Source organism: Methylocaldum sp. GT1TLB, assembly GCF_051027445.1.
Classification (GTDB): Bacteria; Pseudomonadota; Gammaproteobacteria; order Methylococcales; family Methylococcaceae; genus Methylocaldum.
The window spans coordinates 1,889,232-1,905,815 of sequence record NZ_CP194898.1; the positions used below are offsets into that span (position 1 = coordinate 1,889,232).

At 59.1% G+C, this 16,584-nt stretch carries 15 protein-coding genes; 10 read left to right on the forward strand and 5 right to left on the reverse strand.

Annotated elements, in window-relative coordinates; genetic code table 11:
- Positions 1 to 150: 150 nt before the first annotated feature.
- Positions 151 to 576 (reverse strand): universal stress protein, encoded by a 426-nt coding sequence (locus ACR2R1_RS08150; RefSeq protein ID WP_156879778.1) that lies wholly within the window; start codon positions 574 to 576, stop codon positions 151 to 153.
- 25 nt (positions 577 to 601) lie between these two features.
- A complete protein-coding gene (locus ACR2R1_RS08155; protein WP_434113494.1) occupies positions 602 to 1,339 on the reverse strand; it encodes a TerC family protein in 738 nt (245 codons plus the stop codon).
- Positions 1,340 to 1,548: 209 nt separating this feature from the next.
- Between ACR2R1_RS08155 and ACR2R1_RS08160 the strand changes: the two genes are divergently transcribed.
- Positions 1,549 to 2,751, forward strand: coding sequence for a cytochrome P450 (locus tag ACR2R1_RS08160; RefSeq protein ID WP_434113497.1), 1,203 nt, complete (start codon positions 1,549 to 1,551; stop codon positions 2,749 to 2,751).
- Between the two features lie 35 nt (positions 2,752 to 2,786).
- On the opposite strand, the gene ACR2R1_RS08165 is transcribed toward ACR2R1_RS08160, so the two are convergent.
- Complete coding sequence (locus ACR2R1_RS08165; protein ID WP_168183804.1) at positions 2,787 to 3,839, reverse strand: fatty acid desaturase; 1,053 nt, start codon at positions 3,837 to 3,839, stop codon at positions 2,787 to 2,789.
- An 18-nt stretch (positions 3,840 to 3,857) separates the two neighbouring features.
- Between ACR2R1_RS08165 and ACR2R1_RS08170 the strand changes: the two genes are divergently transcribed.
- The 7 genes from ACR2R1_RS08170 to ACR2R1_RS08200 all read left to right on the forward strand — a co-directional run bounded on the left by ACR2R1_RS08170 (position 3,858) and on the right by ACR2R1_RS08200 (position 12,489).
- Positions 3,858 to 5,621, forward strand: a complete 1,764-nt coding sequence (locus tag ACR2R1_RS08170) for a carbamoyltransferase family protein (protein ID WP_434113501.1) — start codon at positions 3,858 to 3,860, stop codon at positions 5,619 to 5,621.
- Complete coding sequence (locus ACR2R1_RS08175; RefSeq protein ID WP_434113503.1) at positions 5,618 to 7,699, forward strand: iron-containing redox enzyme family protein; 2,082 nt, start codon at positions 5,618 to 5,620, stop codon at positions 7,697 to 7,699. The genes ACR2R1_RS08170 and ACR2R1_RS08175 overlap by 4 nt, the downstream gene beginning before the upstream one ends.
- A gap of 224 nt (positions 7,700 to 7,923) precedes the next feature.
- Positions 7,924 to 8,988 carry an LLM class flavin-dependent oxidoreductase gene (locus ACR2R1_RS08180; protein ID WP_156879774.1) on the forward strand — a complete coding sequence of 355 codons (1,065 nt, stop codon included), beginning with the start codon at positions 7,924 to 7,926 and terminating at the stop codon, positions 8,986 to 8,988.
- Between the two features lie 5 nt (positions 8,989 to 8,993).
- A complete protein-coding gene (locus ACR2R1_RS08185) occupies positions 8,994 to 10,598 on the forward strand; it encodes an amino acid adenylation domain-containing protein (RefSeq protein ID WP_434113506.1) in 1,605 nt (534 codons plus the stop codon).
- Complete coding sequence (locus ACR2R1_RS08190; RefSeq protein WP_133718148.1) at positions 10,576 to 11,109, forward strand: GNAT family N-acetyltransferase; 534 nt, start codon at positions 10,576 to 10,578, stop codon at positions 11,107 to 11,109. Before ACR2R1_RS08185 ends, ACR2R1_RS08190 begins: the two co-directional genes overlap by 23 nt.
- Positions 11,085 to 11,354 (forward strand): phosphopantetheine-binding protein, encoded by a 270-nt coding sequence (locus ACR2R1_RS08195; protein ID WP_077730566.1) that lies wholly within the window; start codon positions 11,085 to 11,087, stop codon positions 11,352 to 11,354. Before ACR2R1_RS08190 ends, ACR2R1_RS08195 begins: the two co-directional genes overlap by 25 nt.
- Positions 11,344 to 12,489 carry a hypothetical protein gene (locus ACR2R1_RS08200; protein ID WP_434113508.1) on the forward strand — a complete coding sequence of 382 codons (1,146 nt, stop codon included), beginning with the start codon at positions 11,344 to 11,346 and terminating at the stop codon, positions 12,487 to 12,489. Before ACR2R1_RS08195 ends, ACR2R1_RS08200 begins: the two co-directional genes overlap by 11 nt.
- A 364-nt stretch (positions 12,490 to 12,853) precedes the next feature.
- Here the strand turns inward: ACR2R1_RS08200 and ACR2R1_RS08205 are convergent, their stop codons facing one another.
- A complete protein-coding gene (locus ACR2R1_RS08205; protein WP_434111136.1) occupies positions 12,854 to 13,393 on the reverse strand; it encodes an IS630 family transposase in 540 nt (179 codons plus the stop codon).
- A complete protein-coding gene (locus ACR2R1_RS08210; protein WP_434111134.1) occupies positions 13,390 to 13,911 on the reverse strand; it encodes a helix-turn-helix domain-containing protein in 522 nt (173 codons plus the stop codon). Before ACR2R1_RS08210 ends, ACR2R1_RS08205 begins: the two co-directional genes overlap by 4 nt.
- Positions 13,912 to 14,086: 175 nt before the next feature.
- Here ACR2R1_RS08210 and egtB point away from each other — a divergent pair, with 175 nt between their 5' ends.
- On the forward strand, positions 14,087 to 15,385 hold the full coding sequence (egtB, locus tag ACR2R1_RS08215; protein WP_434113511.1) for an ergothioneine biosynthesis protein EgtB: 1,299 nt from the start codon (positions 14,087 to 14,089) through the stop codon (positions 15,383 to 15,385).
- Entirely contained in the window at positions 15,382 to 16,353 is a 972-nt protein-coding gene (gene egtD / locus ACR2R1_RS08220) for an L-histidine N(alpha)-methyltransferase (protein WP_434113514.1), read from the forward strand. Before egtB ends, egtD begins: the two co-directional genes overlap by 4 nt.
- The last annotated feature ends 231 nt before the right edge of the window (positions 16,354 to 16,584 follow it).

Below are 16,584 nucleotides of genomic sequence, written 5' to 3' on the forward strand. Positions count from 1 at the left end.
GTTGCAAGCCCCGTCGCCCCGTAGTCTAACGGGCTGATCGTCAAGTCACTTTGAAACCTGGATAGGCGAGAACGTCACGAGCGCCCGCACCCGTTCATGCCGCGCACAATCCATATTATGACGCGGCGGAGCGATCACGCATCTACGGGGTTACTTCACAAGCAACACCGGCACTTCGCTCAGATGGATGACCTTGGTCGCTACCGACCCCATGAGCAGAGCCGCGACCGAACCAAGGCCGCGGGCGCTCATGACGATCTGATCGCACGCCTTCTCTTTGGCGTACTGTACGATCACCTCGGCCGGATTGCCGACACCGATATGAACGATGTAGGGAAGCCCGGCTCCATCCAAGATCTTACGAGCCGACTCCAGGGCCTTGGTTCCCTCGTCATGATGAAAAGCGCGGATCTGTTCGGCATCGAGGAACATACGTACCTCCCCGTGCAGCGGATGCTGGACGTTAAGGAGATGGATCTCCAGCGGCTCCTTGTACCAGGCTGCCTTTTTGAGCACGTGATCGACGGCGCGGATCGAATTTTCGGAGCCATCGACCGGAACCAATACTCTTAACATTCGTATTCTCCTGGAATAGGTGGCGTCAGCCCGTTTTGCCCGATTTCGGCTGCTCGTCTTCGGCGGCGAGATCCACTACCCGGTGCTGTGCCGTCGTCGCTTTACGCTGCGCCAACCACTTGCCGGCCAAGACCACCAGAACGGCACCGACAAAGGGGATCACGTCATGCAGCCAATGGCCCTCCGGCCCAGGCCACGCCGGATCGGTGACCAGCATTTCGCCCGATACGAAACCGAGCAAAGCGGCCCCGAGCACAATGATTACCGGGAATCGGTCCATCAAGCGCAGAATGACGGTGCTGCCGAAAATCACTAGGGGAATACTGATCGCCAGACCGAGTATCAGGAGCAGTACGTTGCCTTTCGCCGCCGCGGCAACTGCGATAACGTTGTCGAGGCTCATGACCAGATCGGCAATCAAGATCGTCCGGATCGCAGCGATAAGATTATCGTGGCCGTCGACACCCTCGCCGCCGTCGCCCTCGGGCAATAGCAACTGCACGGCAATCCAGAACAGCAGCACGCTGCCGATGATCTTCAAATAAGGAAGCCGCAACATTTCCACTGCGACTATGGTGAGGACAACCCTCATCAAAATGGCGGCAACCGACCCCCAGACTATGGCGAGATTGCGCTGTTGTTCCGGGAGTGAACGCGCGGCGAGAGCGATGACCACCGCGTTGTCGCCCGAGAGAATGATATTGACGACGATAATCTCGCCGAGTCCGATCCAGAACTGAGGATCGACAAAAAGTCCTGACATGATTATTGCTTCCGGCCGAGGTGTGGTCCTGATGAGGGAAGGAAATTTCGAACATCCTTAAAAGAAGATATTTTCACCGCGTGACGGCGAAGTAGCAAGCAACCGGTCGAGGAGCGAACTGTGCCGGAAAAAATCTCCCGTTTATGGATCCGTCGTGAATCGGGTATCTTCGACCGTCTCCAACAACCTATTGGACAGAATTGGCCGCCGTGCTCAACATCAATATCGACTCCCCCGCCTTCTTTGCCGATCCTTATCCGTTCTATGCCAAGTTGCGCAGTGACGCACCGATTTGTCCGCTCATGCCCGGCATCTGGCTGGCGACACGCTACCAGGATGCCAACCGAATTCTCCGCGACGCCCGCTTCGGCAAGGATTTTCTGGCGGGACTCGCCTGCCGCTACGGAAAGGACGCCGTCATGGAGCCGGCCTTTCAGATGGTGAATCGGTTCATGCTGCTGATGAACCCTCCGGAGCACACTCGGCTGCGCACGCTCGTCAGCAAAGCTTTCGGCGTGAAACAGGCCCCCGAACTGCGCTATCTGGCCCAGCGGGAAACTCATCGCCTGATAGACGGCTTTATCGATAGCCGCCGCGCCGATTTGGTCAAGACATTCGCTTACCCGCTTCCAGTCCGGGTCATCTGCGCACTTCTCGATATACATCTCGAGGACAGCCTCCGATTCCTCGCCGACACCCAAGCACTGGTCAAGGTGTTCGAATTGAGTCCGATCGGTGCCGATGAAATCGACGCCGCCAACCGGGCCTCGCACGCATTCGACCACTATTTCCGCGAGATTTGCCGCGAACGTCGCAAAAATCCTGGCAATGACCTGGTTTCCTTGCTCCTTCAGGCCGAGGAAGGCGAAGACCGGTTGAGCGAGGATGAAATCATCGCCAATATGGCGCTACTGTTTCTGGCGGGGCACGAAACCACGGCCAATATGATTGGCAATGCGCTATTGACACTATTTCGGCATCCCGAGCAGTTGGATTTGCTTCGAGGAAACCCGTCATTGCTGCCGCAAGCCGTGAACGAGTGTCTTCGTTACGAGACTTCCGTTCATATCGCCGCTCGCGTTGCCATGCAGGATGTCGCCGTCGGGGCGGTAACGATCAAGCAAGGAGAGACGGTCTACATCAATCTCGGTGCAGCCAACCGCGATCCGGCCGTGTTCAAAGAACCCGAGCGATTCCTGATCGAACGCGCCGAACTTCCGCAAAAACCGCTGTCCTTCGGGGGCGGCATGCACTACTGCCTGGGAGCCCGGCTCGCGCGCATCGAGCTCGAGACGGCGCTTGACGCCCTGCTCCGCAGGCTGCCGGAGCTACAGTTGGAGAACATCGATCATCCGTCGTGGAAGCCGACCATTACCATCCGCGGCCTGGCCCATTTGCTGGCGCATTGGTAGGGGCGAACAATCGCGAGCGCTCCCTTTCGGTCATCTTATACGTTTTCTTGCGAATCGACCCAAGCCCGGTATTTCTCGTTACGCCTCAGCACCATCACCGCCATGCCCCAATATCCGTAAGGCATGGCGGGTCCTTCGGTCGGTGCGCACAGTTCCGGATAAGGTATCCCGGGGCGACGATGATGGTCGGCGTGCCGCGTGAGGCCCAGAAACAGAAACAGGCTGACCGCGGAGTCGTTGCGCCAGGCTGCTAAACGCGACCGGCCGGAGGCTTGGGTCAAACCGTAATGCTGGAAGTAATTGACGGATTCCAAGATCCGTATGGCGAGATAGGCGCATCGCAGAAACACCGCAGCCGCCAAGAGCCCGAACAGCCAGACGTATGCTGCGAGCCAAACGGCTTCGACGGCCGCTCCGGTCAAAGTAGCCCTTCGATCGGCATTCCAGGCAATCCGCCATTGTTGAATCGCCACGCGCCGAAAAAAGTCCTCGTAGCATTCGCCCGCAATAGCGGTCGACGGATCCAGCGCACTGCCCAGCATGGCATGATGAGCCCGCTTGTGCGCGATCGAAAAATGATCGTAAAACACGGTGGCAAACAGAAATCGTCCCAGCATCCGGTGCCATCGGCGATGTTTGTGGATGAGTTCGTGGGCAGGACAAATTGCCGCGCAGCAAAAATTGGCTCCGGCCATGATCCGGACGGCCAACAGATTGCCCAGGCTATTCGCAACTTCCAGCGGGCCGGCCCATCTAAGCCGCGAGACCAAGAGTCCCAAAGCGAGGGCGTTCAGTATCTGCAATAGAACTAGCGCATACAGGATTCCGTCGAAAAACCAGCGCGGAGCGTCGGCAGGCACCGACCGCCGCTCGGAAGGACCGAAACAATCGGCCGCAAAGAGTGCGCCCATCGGCAATGTCCAAGCCAAGGCCTGAACCGCCGGATGGGGGCCGGTTGCGAAAAACGCGAAAATGCAGATCGGCATAAACAGGCTGAGACCGAAACCGCACCACCAAGGCGGTAGAAAATCCGGCAGACGAACCGTTCTCGGAATCCCGACCCCCGCAGTTTTCGTTAGAATGTCCATAGGCTTTCGGAATCGGCGATGAAAAAACACGACACCCGAACGTATTATGTTGGCCTCTGCGCGACCTATCACGATCCGGCGCTGTCCATCCTGAACCATGCGGGCGAGATCTTATTCGCGGAGGCTACCGAACGCCACCTTCAATACAAGCGCGCCCTGAATTGCGAGCCGGACAACCTATACCTTATCCCTAAGCTTCTGAGCGAGCATTGCGGCGATGCCGATGAATTCGTCATTGCTTGCAACTGGCGCCGATCCCGGCCGATCTACGAAAGACTCGCGAAGATGCTCGGCTGGCTGTCGCCCCGGGGCATCCTGAACGGCAAAGGACGCCGCCTTACCACGTGGCTGGAAATGTATCAGATCCACCACATGCTGGCTTGCCAGCACCACGCCATGCGGCGGATCGGGCTCAACCTGGCGCGAACATTGGGCCGCGACTTTCCCGGCGCATCCGTCCGTTTCCGCCATTACGACCATCATCTGACTCATGCCGCGCTGGCGTGTTACGGGAGTCCTTTCGACCAGGCAGCCTGCGCGGTAATCGATTCTTATGGCGAGGAAGGCTCCATGGCGTTCTTCGCCTATCGCAACGGACGCCTGAAACCTCTCTTCGAAGCACGCGGCCCGCTCAGCTTGGGATTCTACTATATGAAGCTCACCGAGCTATGCGGTTTCGATTGGATAGGCGGCGAGGAATGGAAAGTCATGGGGCTCGCGTCCTACGGACGGATCGACGAGGAGGTCTTGAGCTGGCTGCGCGGCACGATGCGGATCGAGGGTTTGCGCCTGGCTCCCGATTACGAACGATTCTTCGAGTACCTGAACCGCCTGATAACCCGTCGGAGATTGAGGGATCAAGCACCGGAGGCCGTCGCGGATTTGGCCCATACCGGCCAGCATTTCTTCACCGAGACCGTCAACCGGCTCATCGCCAATCTCCACGAACTCGCCTCGTCCGATAATCTGGCTTTCGGGGGAGGATGCGCGCTCAACTCGGTCTGCAACGGTCAGCTGTTGGCTCATACGCCGTTCCAATCGCTGTACGTCCCGCCGGCACCTGCCGATGACGGAACCGCCTTAGGCGCAGCCCTGCTGGCGTTTCACGACGACCATCCGGAAAGCCGGACGGAACCCCGCCGCCTTTCGCCCTATTTAGGTAGCCGCATCAAGCGCGACGCCATTGAACGTCTCGCTCAGTACGCACAACTTCCGGTTCGACACTTGCCGGATGGAGCCGTAATAACCGCTGCCGCGGATCTTCTGGCCCAGGGAAAAATCTTGGGCTGGGTTCAAGGCTGCGCCGAATTCGGCCCCCGCGCGCTGGGCAATCGTTCCATTCTGGCCGACCCCAGGTCGCGGGACATGGGCGAGCGCATCAACCGAGACGTGAAATTCCGCGAACGCTTCCGTCCCTATGCGCCGGTCGTTCTGCACGAGCACGGTCCGAATTTCTTCGAAAACTACCAGGAAAGCCCCTATATGGATCGTACCCTGCGCTTCAGGCCCACCGTACTTGACCGGGTGCCCGCCGTGGTCCACGTCGACGGCACCGGTCGGCTGCAAACGCTCAAGCAAGACTGGAATCCGCGTTTTCATGCGCTGCTCGGCGAATTTCATCGACGAACCGGCGTGCCGGTCCTGCTCAACACCAGCTTCAACGTCATGGGCAAACCCATCGTGCACAGCGTGGAGGACGCCGCCGGCGTATTGCTCACGTCCGGCCTCGACGCCCTGGTCATCGACGATCATCTGTTCACCAAGCCAGGTCTTCAGCCATGACCGCGTCGCCGGATTTCCGCTCTCTTTGCCAGGTTCTGCTGAACGATCCTCCCGATCGAGGAACTCTGCAAACCGCCGAAGAGTTCGTGAAAGCCGCTTTGATCGAAGCTCAAGAGCAGCAAAATCGACCCGACTTCCAACTCGAAACCTGGGTGCCGGTTAACGCGCCGAATGTCGCCGACCCAGCCGAACGACGATCGTTGCTCTTGGCTCTCAGTCCAAGCGCGTTGCTCGAAGGCGCGTGGCTGGCCCGCGTATCCCAGCCGGCCACGGGCCATTTGTCCGCGCACGGTCACCTATTTGCGATTTACTGCCGAACGATCGGGCTGGAGGACGACTCACCGCCCCTTTCCCTACATTTCCGGAGCTTGTTGACGAATTCGACCATAACGCTCCCGGCCATTTACAGCCCTACTTTTTTCAGCGACCGGCGTTTCCCCGATTTCGCCCTGCGCATGCCCTGCCTCCATCTCGGCCTGATGCACAAACCCCGTACCTTCTTTCCGGAGCTGCTGGGCTACACCCTTGCTCATTGCTTTTTGGATTCGGCTTGGTGGGCTACTCTCTCGGATAGCCCTGAAACCGCTTGGATTTCGGCACGGGAACGATTTTCGAACGCTGTCCGCCCTTTGGCATCAGCTGCGTTGGAGTCCCACCTCCGGGAATACGGCCACTTGGCGCGTATCCGCGCCGGCTGGCACCTCTACCGCCATGCGTTCGAATCACTTCTGCTCGCTTTCTCCGCCGACCGGAATCGACGCCCGACGGCCGCCGACGCCATGGCCGACATCGTTAGGGCGAAGCGCCGGTACGCCGTCGGCTACCATCGTCGGGTGATGCTCCAAGAGCGTAGCCTTGATCAATGGCTGGCACAGGCCGAGGACGATCCCGGTGCGATGCTCGAAGCATTGCGCACCTCGCCTTATGTGGATCTCCGATGTCCAGCCGCCGGCCGGCTGATTCGAGCCATGCAATTCGGTGGCGCCATGTTCGGCGTGTTCACCGAAGAGGAACGGCGGTCCTGTCTCAACTGGATCGAAAATCCCGATGCCGAATCGGAAGCAATCGACGCCGGCGAAACGGCTCGCCGGTCCATTAGCGAACCCCGTGCAGTGCCAACTCCACAGAACGCACGGGCTGGACCGAAAAAACACCAGCCCTCGCCGCCTGCCATGAGCCGCCGACGGCTCTTCTCCGCGCTGCTCCGTGCCGAATCCGCCGGCGACTGCCCGCCCGAAGCGACGATCGCGGTGAAGCGCATTCTTGGCCGCAGCCGATGGCTGGACTTGCTGAAACCGATCCGTCGTTCTTTGCGCCATTATCATCCGGCGGCCTTCAGCGAGTGGATAGAAGCCGCTTATCGGCAGGAAGCCGCGCGCTATCGTCCCCTGAACGGCAATCCCAGGATTGGGCGGGAGTTTTGTCTTTGGGCAATTCTGCAACTGGCGCCGTCCATTCTGGTCGACGGCTGCTGGCTGGCCGCCATTCCGACGGCCTCCGAAAATCTCGGCGAGATCGAACGGCATCTGTTGCATATCTATGCCGACGAGGTGGGAAACGGCAGACCGGGACGCAATCATGCCAATGTCTATCGACGGCTGCTGGAGAGCTTGGACTTGGCGATTCCCGAGTTCGAGACCGAAGGCTTCGCCCAGGATCGAAGATTAACCGACGCCGCGTTTGAATTGCCGGTTTACATGCTGGCTATCGGGCTGCTCAAGGACCGCTATTTCCCGGAACTGCTGGGTCTCAATCTCGCCATCGAGTTGAGCGGACTCGGGGCCGGCTATATGCAGGTTGCGGATATTCTCCGCCATTACGGAATCGATCCCACCATCATTCAACTTCACCAGACCATCGACAATCTGGCATCCGGGCATGCGGGCCGGGCACGCGACGCCATCCTGCTCTACCTGGACCGAGTACGACAGCGGAGTGATTTTTCGGGCATGCAAGAAGCATGGCGCAGAATCCGGTTAGGTTACGTATCCCTCGGCGTCGCCATTCTGCCGATGACGGGCCGATTCATGCAGCGCTATTTTGCTGACCGTTTGAAGACGGCGTACCCGACAAGATAGGTAAACGTACGAATGGGCGAACCGGACCACAAGACGTTTATATGAACGTATCGATCGGGCAACGACACGCCAATTCTTGACTCAGAGATTCACGGACACCGAATCGAAAAAGCGTCAAGCCCAATCGCGATCCGACTGCCCGGCCGAAAAGGACAATGGCCGCTTTGCGCACGCTAGGCAGGCTTTAACCAACGATCTGGAACGACATTTCCAAGGAAGGCTTTATGTCGCAGCTTCAGCGTAACAGTGCATCTGCCGATTTTTCCGGAGAAAGCCGCATCGGTCTTGACGCGATCGACGTTTTCTCGACCTGCCCTCAATCCACTACCGGCGATCCGAAATCCTATCGACAGCGTGTCATCGAGGTAGCCCGCTGGAGCGAGCGTATCGGATGCCGAGGCATTCTGGTCTACACCGACAACTCGCTGGCGGACCCGTGGCTGGTGAGTCAAATCATTCTGGAACACACTGCGACCTTAGCTCCGCTGGTGGCCGTTCAGCCGATCTATATGCACCCTTATACGGCCGCGAAGAAAGTCGCGACGCTAGGATTTCTGTACGGGCGGCGTGTCTATTTGAACATGCTGGCCGGCGGCTTCCGCAACGATCTGTCGGCCCTTGGCGATGATACGCCCCATGACCAGCGCTACGCGCGTACGGTCGAGTACACGACGATTATCCGGCAACTGCTGGAGAGCCCGGCGGGCATAAGCTTCGAGGGAAAGTATTACCACGTCCACAATCTCAAGATGTCTCCGTCGCTGCCGCCTTCGCTGCAGCCCGGCATCCTGATATCGGGCTCGTCGGATGCCGGTATGGCGGCGGCTCACGCGATAGGCGCAACCGCGATCAAGTACCCCTTGCCTCCAAATGAAGAGCGAGGCGTAGAAAAGGATATCGGAGTGCCCTGCGGCGTTCGGGTGGGCATCGTGTCACGTTCCTCGGCCGAGCAGGCATGGCGGGCCGCCTTAGAGCGTTTTCCGGAAACCCGCGAAGGGCAGCTGACCCATCATCTCGCAATGAAAGTGTCGGACTCCGACTGGCATAAACAGCTGTCGTCGCATACAGCGCCCGTGGACGACGATAACCCCTATTGGCTCGGCCCCTTCCACAATTACCAGACGTTTTGCCCTTATCTGGTGGGCTGTTACGAACGGGTGGCACGGGAAATCGCCAGCTACGTCAGGCTCGGCTATCGTACTTTCATTCTCGATATCCCGCCCAGCGAGGAAGAACTGGAGCATACGGCAGTCGTTTTTCGCGAAGCCCTAGAATCCCTAAAGGGGTAAGCACCGTGCCCGAACTGTTGCAAGATTACGTATCCCGACAGGCCGAGCTGCGCCCGAATGCCATTGCCGTTACCCTGGGAAGTTCCTCTTTGACTTACGGAGAACTGGATTCAGCCAGCTCGCGCTTGGCTTGGCATTTGCTAAAAGCCGGTTGCCGCCGCGGCGATCGAATTTGTCTGTTGCTGCCTAAATCGCCGGCTGCCGTCGTCGCCATGCTAGGCGTGCTCAAGACGGATGCGGTTTATGTTCCGATCGATCTGACCAGCCCCCCCGCGCGCCTGGCACCGATGATCAGAATTTCCGAGCCGTGGGGAGCGCTGGTCTCGTCCGAGGCGGTGAAACTCTTGGATGACATCCTTGGAGAGATCGGCGACTGTCCCATGATGATCGGCTCGATCGAGCGATATCGCTTGAACGGACGGAAATTCACCACATGCTTCGATATGACCGAGGTGGATACCTATCCTTCCGTACCGCCGGAGGCCGAAAACAGCGGGCTCGATATCGCCCACATTCTATTCACTTCCGGCTCGACGGGCGTCCCCAAGGGCGTGGTCATCACTCATCGTAACGTGATCGCCTTCGTGGAGTGGGCACGGAGTTACTTCGGCATCGAACCCGGCGACCGGATATCGGGCCATACTCCCTTGCATTTCGATCTCTCCATGTTCGACATCTACGGCACGCTTTCGGCGGGAGCCGAGCTGCACATAGTCCCGCCCGTGCTCAATTTGTTACCCCACAAGCTCGCCGAATTCATCCGCTCGGCCGAGTTGACCCAATGGTTTTCGGTCCCGTCGGTACTGAACCTTATGGCCAAGCACGGCATCGTGACGCAGAACGACTTTCCCATGCTCAAACGGATGTTGTGGTGCGGCGAGGTATTGCCCACTCCGACCCTCATCCATTTCATGCAGCGACTGCCGCATGTCCGGTTCACCAATCTTTACGGTCCGACCGAAACGACCATAGCGAGCAGTTATTACACCGTACCTGAATGCCCGCGGAGCGAGCTGTCGCCTATTCCGATCGGCACCGCTTGCGCCGGCGAAGAGTTGCTGGTGCTGGACTCGAAACTGAACGAAGTTCCGCCCGGCGAAATCGGCGATTTGTACATCGGGGGAGCAGGTCTGAGCCCCGGTTACTGGAAAGCCCCCGAAAAGACCGCTGCGGCGTTTCTGCCCCATCCCCGCGCGGCAAATCCCGAAGATCGCATCTACAGGACCGGCGATTTGGCGAAACGGGGAGAAGATGGCCTTTTCTATTTCGTCGGACGCGCCGACACCCAGATCAAGAGCCGTGGTTACCGGATCGAGCTCGGAGAAGTCGAAGCGGCATTCCATTCGATCGAGAGCCTCGAAGAATGTGCCGTAGTAGCCATGCCGACCGACGGATTCGAGGGCAATGCCATCTGCTGCGCCTACGTACCGCGGCAGGGTTCAACGGTGTCGGCAGCCCATTTGCGAGAGCAGGCGTCTCGATTGCTCCCGGGCTATGCGTTACCGATGCATTGGCTGCCACTGGAGCGACTCCCCAAGAACGCTAACGGCAAAATCGACCGGCCTCGTTTGCGGAGCCTCTTTCAACATGACACAGCTGTGGAACCTTGACGGCAAGTGGTTGGCGACCGCCGCCGACTGGCTCGCTGCCGAAGAGAACTATCGATGGCTGGACTTCGGCGGCGACGTGCAAATCCTGACGCCAATGCTGTTGCAGGTGATGGTCCAGCGCGACATCCACTGTTTACGCCTTTTCGCGCCGCCGGAGAGCGAACAGCCGATTGGCATCGTCGGGCTCAGCAGCATCACGGATTTCTTCAAAACCGCCACTTTATGGTACGTGCTCGGCGACAAGACGTACGCAACCGGCGGTTATACGACCCAGGCAGTCCGCCAGTTACTGGACCACGGCTTCGGCAGCTTGGGGCTGCAAGCGATTAACGCGTGGGCCGTGGAGGGAAACGTCGCGTCGATCCGCGTTCTGGAGAAAACCGGTTTTCGACCGATCGGGCGGCAACGACGCTGTCACCGGTTGGGCGATCGATACCTGGACCGTCTGCTATTCGATTTATTGGCCCATGAGCACCGGAGAACAAAATGCCTCAAAGCACCGAGTCACTGATGCAAGCCGTTACGCGCCTCCTCTTCGATCGCCTCAACATCGAAATTCCCGAGCCCGATACCGATCTGGTGGACGCCGGATTGCTGGATTCTCTACTGCTCGTCAACTTGATCGCTCAATTGGAGCGGGAGTTCGGCATCTCGGTATCGATCGACGACTTGGATCTGAACCTGGAAAAATTTCGCTCGGTAAGCCGAATTGCGGCTTATATCGAAAGCCGGCGGAATCTCACCGATGTCGCTTGAGCCGGCGCGAGTCAGGATTCTGCGGCGCCAGTCCATTCGCCCGCTCACGTCTAATGACATCGCGGCGGTAGCGGCAGTCCTCGAACGGGTATTCCGCTCGGATCGCTCCGCGGCACCGGACCGACTGGCCGATTATGTACGCCGCATGTGTCTCGATCCGCCAGGCTACGATCCCGAGATTCCGTCGCTGGTCTACGAGGATGCTCAAGGCCGAATCGGCGGATTTCTGAGAGTGAGCGTGCAGCGGATGATCTTCGACGGCCGGCCGATACGCATGGCGTGCAGCGGACCGTTCGCGACACTTCCGGAGGCAAGGGCCAAGGGCGCCGGCGTATTCTTGCTTCGGCACTTTCTCGGCGGTCCTCAGGATTTATCGATTACCGACGGCGCAAACGACCAGGGGCGTTATTTGTGGGAGCAACTGGGAGGACAGACCGCGCACCTGCACTCCTTGGGCTGGATACGGTTACTCCGGCCGGCGGCATTCGCCAGCCAATACATCGGCCGGAAGCATCCTGCTCTCAGGCCGGTCGTAAGCATGTCCCGACCGCTTTCGGTGCTGCTCGACGGTGCGGCACGGAGTCTCTTGAAAAACGGCATGTTGCGTCCGGCACGTTCCACCGAAAAGCTTGTCGAGGAAGATCTCGCGCCGGAAGCCATGGCGGCGGCTTGGCCTAGGCTCTCGGCGCGCTGGCGTCTTCACCCCGATTACGGCAAATCCTATCTGGCCTGGCTGCTGGACGAGATGTCGAGCGTGACCTCGCGGGGTCAGCTGATCGGACGGCAGGTCCGCGATTCGAACGGTAAGCTGTCCGGCTGGTATCTTTATTACCTTTCGCCCAGCCGCATCGCGGAGGTGATGCAGATCGTCGCGGACGAAAGTAACGAGAACGAAATTTTCGCATCCCTGCTGCTCGATGCCGACCGCCGCGGCGCGACGGCCGTGCAGGGCCGGCTGGAAGCCTGGCTTATCGATCCGCTGTATCGCAACCGGTGCCGCAGCTATCACCGGGCGCCGACGCTGGCTTTGGTGCATGCCCGCAGAAGCGAGGTGACGGCTGCCGTTCATGCAGGTCAAGCTTTCTTGACACGGGCTGACGGCGAGTGGTGGACCGGGTTTCGTGAACAGTTCTGATTCGACGCCGAATTTCCGATAATCGAATATGAATCGATTCGGACGGAAAAAAGCTATTGTTCTGACATTCTGACAACGATCGCTTTCCGTCAAGCACTGCACTGTTTCAAAGTGCTCTGACAGATTCTCCTCTTGTGCCGGAATTTCTTCCAAATCGCTTTCAATCAGGCATTCATTTTGTAGGATGGGTAGAGCGAAGCGAAACCCATCGATGGTGGGTTAGGCGCACGTCAGCACTGACCGATCGCCGATCACTGTGCTTCGCGTGCGCCGTAACCCACCGAGCGACCTCGGACCCGTCCTGAGCCAAGTCGAAGGGTCGGTGGGTTACGCGGAGCCTGTCCCGAGCGGAGACTAAGTACATTCATGAAACTTTTGCGGCATAGGAACCGATAATCGAGAGCACCAGCTGTGGAGAGCGGTTGTGACGGTCGAAGAACTCGCGGGCGGCTTGGAGCAAGGCGGCCACCGTCTCGAAGAGTTCGCAATGGGTCACTTCGCGGCGGAAATGGCGCCACAGCATCTCGATCGGGTTGAGCCAAGGGCTATAGGTCGGCAAGTACAGCAGGACCAGTCGCCCGGCGGCTCCGCGCACGACCGCTTCGATCTCGTCGTCTTGATGCGTGTCGGCATTGTCCCACGCGACGTAAATCGTCCCCGTGGGATGCTGGTCCACTATGGCTTGCAGCAGTTCGGCCACCTCCCGACGGCGCTTGTGTCGTTTGAATAAGACCACGGTTTCACCGGTATGGTAATTCACCGCTCCCAACCCATAGCGCTTCTTAGGCTGACCTGGGGTCGGAATCATAATTTGCTGGCCTACCGGGCTCCACAACGCCGTCAAGGTAGGCAGCCAACTGAGGTTAAACTCGTCGGCGTAGTAAAACACATCGCCCGGTTTCAAGTGATCGCGGGTGTCTTCGACCGCTTTTTTTTCACCGCATAGTCTGGATCAGGGCTGCTGATCTTATGCTGCGGACGACTGAGCACAATCCCTTCGCGCTTCAAGGTTTGGCGCAGGGTTTCCAGAGCGATGCGAATCCCGGTTTGCTCGGCCAGGTAATCCACCAGCCGTTGCAGGGTCCATATGGAAAACGGCAGGTCCAAACTGCGCGGACGGCGCCGTACCGCCGCCACCAGGGCGGCCCGATACGCCGCCGTCACTTTGGCTTGCCGTCCCGCTCGCGGCGCATCTTTCAGCCCGTCCACGCCTTCGCTCTGATACCGTTTCAGCCACCGCACCACGGTGTCCTCGCTCTCCCGCACGATCCCCGCGATCTCCAGCGCTTTGAGACCCCGCTCGGCCGAGAGCAAGACCATCTGGGCACGAGTTCGGAGTCGTGGGTCCTTGGTCTTTCGATACAGGGTGTCTAACTCACTCTGTTGCGCTTTGCCCAACGGGGGGATCAGGATGGCTTTCATGCCACCAGTGTACGCCCTTTCCGCAGAACTTTATGGGATGTACTTAGGGGCGAATCCACCATCTACGTAATGTTCACTCGAATCCCGAATGGGATTACTCCTTGTAGTAACACTACGGTTAGCCTTGAAAGGCTCGGCGTTTTAGAATGCCCCCTGCGATCCAGGGAGGTAACACATGATACAAGCCGATCGTTCCGCTCGCTTCGCGCGCAAAGAGAATCCGACCGATGCCTTGCTCGAGGACTACCAGGCCATTCGCAGGGACAGCGAAACCTTGTGCGCGCCGCTGGCCGTCGAGGATTACGTCATCCAGGCGATGCCCGACGTCAGTCCGCCGAAATGGCATCTTGCCCACACCACCTGGTTCTTCGAAACCTTCCTGCTGATCCCTTACCTGAAACCTTACCGGCTCTTTCACGAACGATACGGTTATTTGTTCAACTCTTATTACGAAACCGTCGGAAGCTTCTTTCCACGGCCTCAGAGGGGCCTGTTGGCGCGGCCCACCGTAGAGGAGATCTACCGGTATCGCGCTTACGTGGACGAAGCCATGGCTGAATTGCTGACTGCCCCGCCGCCGTCGGACAAGGATGAAATCGCTTCGCGCCTCCTGCTCGGCTTGAATCACGAGCAGCAGCATCAGGAACTTCTCCTCACCGACATCAAATACAACTTTGCCGTCAATCCCCTGAGGCCGGTCTATCGCCACGCGAACCATCCGAAAGCTCCGGCCGCGTCGGCATTGGGATGGCTGGACTACGGCGGCGGTCTCAGGGAGATCGGCCATGCCGGCTCGGGCTTCGCCTACGACAACGAAACACCCCGCCACAAGGTTTACCTCCGGGACTACCGCCTCGCCTCGCGCCTCGTCACCAACGGCGAATACCTGGAGTTCGTCGAGGCCGGCGGCTATCGGCGGGCGGAATTGTGGCTTTCCGACGGTTGGGCGGCGATCAGGCAGCGTGGCTGGCAGGCGCCGCTGTACTGGGAGAACATCGAGGGCGAATGGTGGCTGATGACTTTGTCGGGAATGCGCCCTCTCGACGAGAACGAGCCCGTTTGCCACGTCAGCTTTTACGAAGCGGACGCCTACGCCCGTTTCCGGGGCAAACGCCTGCCGACCGAAGCGGAATGGGAATGCGCCGCGTCCCGTTGCACGATTCGGGGTCATTTCCGCGAATCGGGCCGCTATCATCCCGCTGCGACTTCGGAAACGGAAGGAGGCGATATCGCGCAGATTTTCGGAGACGTCTGGGAATGGACCCGGAGCCCTTATGCGCCCTACCCCGGATTCAAGCCGCTGGCCGGCTCGATCGGCGAATACAACGGCAAGTTCATGTGCAATCAGATGGTGCTCCGAGGCGGTTCGTGCGCGACGCCGGAGTCGCACATCCGCGCCACTTATCGAAACTTTTTTTATCCGCCGGACCGCTGGCAGTTTACCGGCATCCGCTTGGCGGAGGATGGCTCATGACCGCTCGGCGCATCCGATTCACGGACCGGGAGCCGGCGCAGGCGGATATCCTCGACGAGGTATTGAGCGGCCTCTTCAGCCCGAAAAAACGGCTGCCCCCGAAACTGTTCTACGATAAGCGGGGCAGCGAATTGTTCGAGGCCATTTGCGAGACGCCCGAGTATTACCCGACCCGCACTGAAATCGGCATTCTCCGCGACTCCGCTCAAGAGATCGCGGAAACCATCGGCAAGGACTGCATCCTCATCGAGCCGGGCAGCGGCAACAGCCAAAAAGTGCAGCTCCTGCTGGAAACCCTGCACCCCGCCGCCTACATGCCGATGGATATTTCCAAGGATCATCTGAAACTTTCGGTGCAGGCGCTGGGAGCCGCATACCCATGGTTGCGGGTGCACGCGATGTGCATGGACTATACCGCCGGCTTGGAACCGTTCGAGCCGCCTCCGGCATCAGCCGAATCGAAAAAAGTCGTGTTTTTCCCCGGATCGACCATCGGTAATTTCGAGCCCGGAGAGGCTCTGGCTTTTCTTCGACGGGTCGCTCGACTAGTGGAACCGGACGGCGGTTTGCTGATCGGCGTCGATCTCAAGAAGGATCCGGCGGTGCTGCACCGGGCCTACAACGACGCGCAAGGACTGACCCGTGAGTTCAACCTGAACGTGTTGCACCGCCTCAACACCGAGTTGGACGCCGATTTCGATCCTGGCCGGTTCTATCATTACGCCTTCTACAATGCCCGAGAAAGCCGCATCGAGATGCACCTGATCAGCCGCGGCGCGCAGGAAATTCACCTGGCCGGAGAAGTCCTCACATTTGCCGACGGCGAATCGGTGCACACGGAAAATTCCTACAAGTACACGGTCGAAGAATTTCAAAGGCTGGCCCGGACGGCGGGATTCGGGGTCCGAGGATGTTGGCTGGACGACTGCAATCTGTTCAGCATCCATTACTTCGACTTACCGTCTTAGGGCGGTGTCGGCCGTTTACCGCACGCAAAGAAAGAAATGTCAGTATTGCTCGTCATTCCGGCATGGATTGCTCACCCCGTCCCCGGGGTTCGTCCTTCGGACCGTGCTGCGCACGTCCAAATTTGCTCCTGGCAAATTTGTGCCGGACAAATCGGCAGGGCGAGGCGCAATGCGGCGAGCGGGCAGGCCAGGGAAGGACTGCCCAGGACTCGCGAGCGAAGCGGGACGGCG

Bases quoted from the DNA above. Each gene is read 5' to 3' on its own strand.
- ACR2R1_RS08150 (WP_156879778.1), bottom strand. From the start codon at position 576: ATGTTAAGAGTATTGGTTCCGGTCGATGGCTCCGAAAATTCGATCCGC.
- ACR2R1_RS08155 (WP_434113494.1), bottom strand. From the start codon at position 1,339: ATGTCAGGACTTTTTGTCGATCCTCAGTTCTGGATCGGACTCGGCGAG.
- ACR2R1_RS08165 (WP_168183804.1), bottom strand. From the start codon at position 3,839: ATGGACATTCTAACGAAAACTGCGGGGGTCGGGATTCCGAGAACGGTT.
- ACR2R1_RS08170 (WP_434113501.1), top strand. From the start codon at position 3,858: ATGAAAAAACACGACACCCGAACGTATTATGTTGGCCTCTGCGCGACC.
- ACR2R1_RS08175 (WP_434113503.1), top strand. From the start codon at position 5,618: ATGACCGCGTCGCCGGATTTCCGCTCTCTTTGCCAGGTTCTGCTGAAC.
- ACR2R1_RS08180 (WP_156879774.1), top strand. From the start codon at position 7,924: ATGTCGCAGCTTCAGCGTAACAGTGCATCTGCCGATTTTTCCGGAGAA.
- ACR2R1_RS08190 (WP_133718148.1), top strand. From the start codon at position 10,576: ATGACACAGCTGTGGAACCTTGACGGCAAGTGGTTGGCGACCGCCGCC.
- ACR2R1_RS08195 (WP_077730566.1), top strand. From the start codon at position 11,085: ATGCCTCAAAGCACCGAGTCACTGATGCAAGCCGTTACGCGCCTCCTC.
- ACR2R1_RS08200 (WP_434113508.1), top strand. From the start codon at position 11,344: ATGTCGCTTGAGCCGGCGCGAGTCAGGATTCTGCGGCGCCAGTCCATT.
- ACR2R1_RS08210 (WP_434111134.1), bottom strand. From the start codon at position 13,911: ATGAAAGCCATCCTGATCCCCCCGTTGGGCAAAGCGCAACAGAGTGAG.
- egtB (WP_434113511.1), top strand. From the start codon at position 14,087: ATGATACAAGCCGATCGTTCCGCTCGCTTCGCGCGCAAAGAGAATCCG.
- egtD (WP_434113514.1), top strand. From the start codon at position 15,382: ATGACCGCTCGGCGCATCCGATTCACGGACCGGGAGCCGGCGCAGGCG.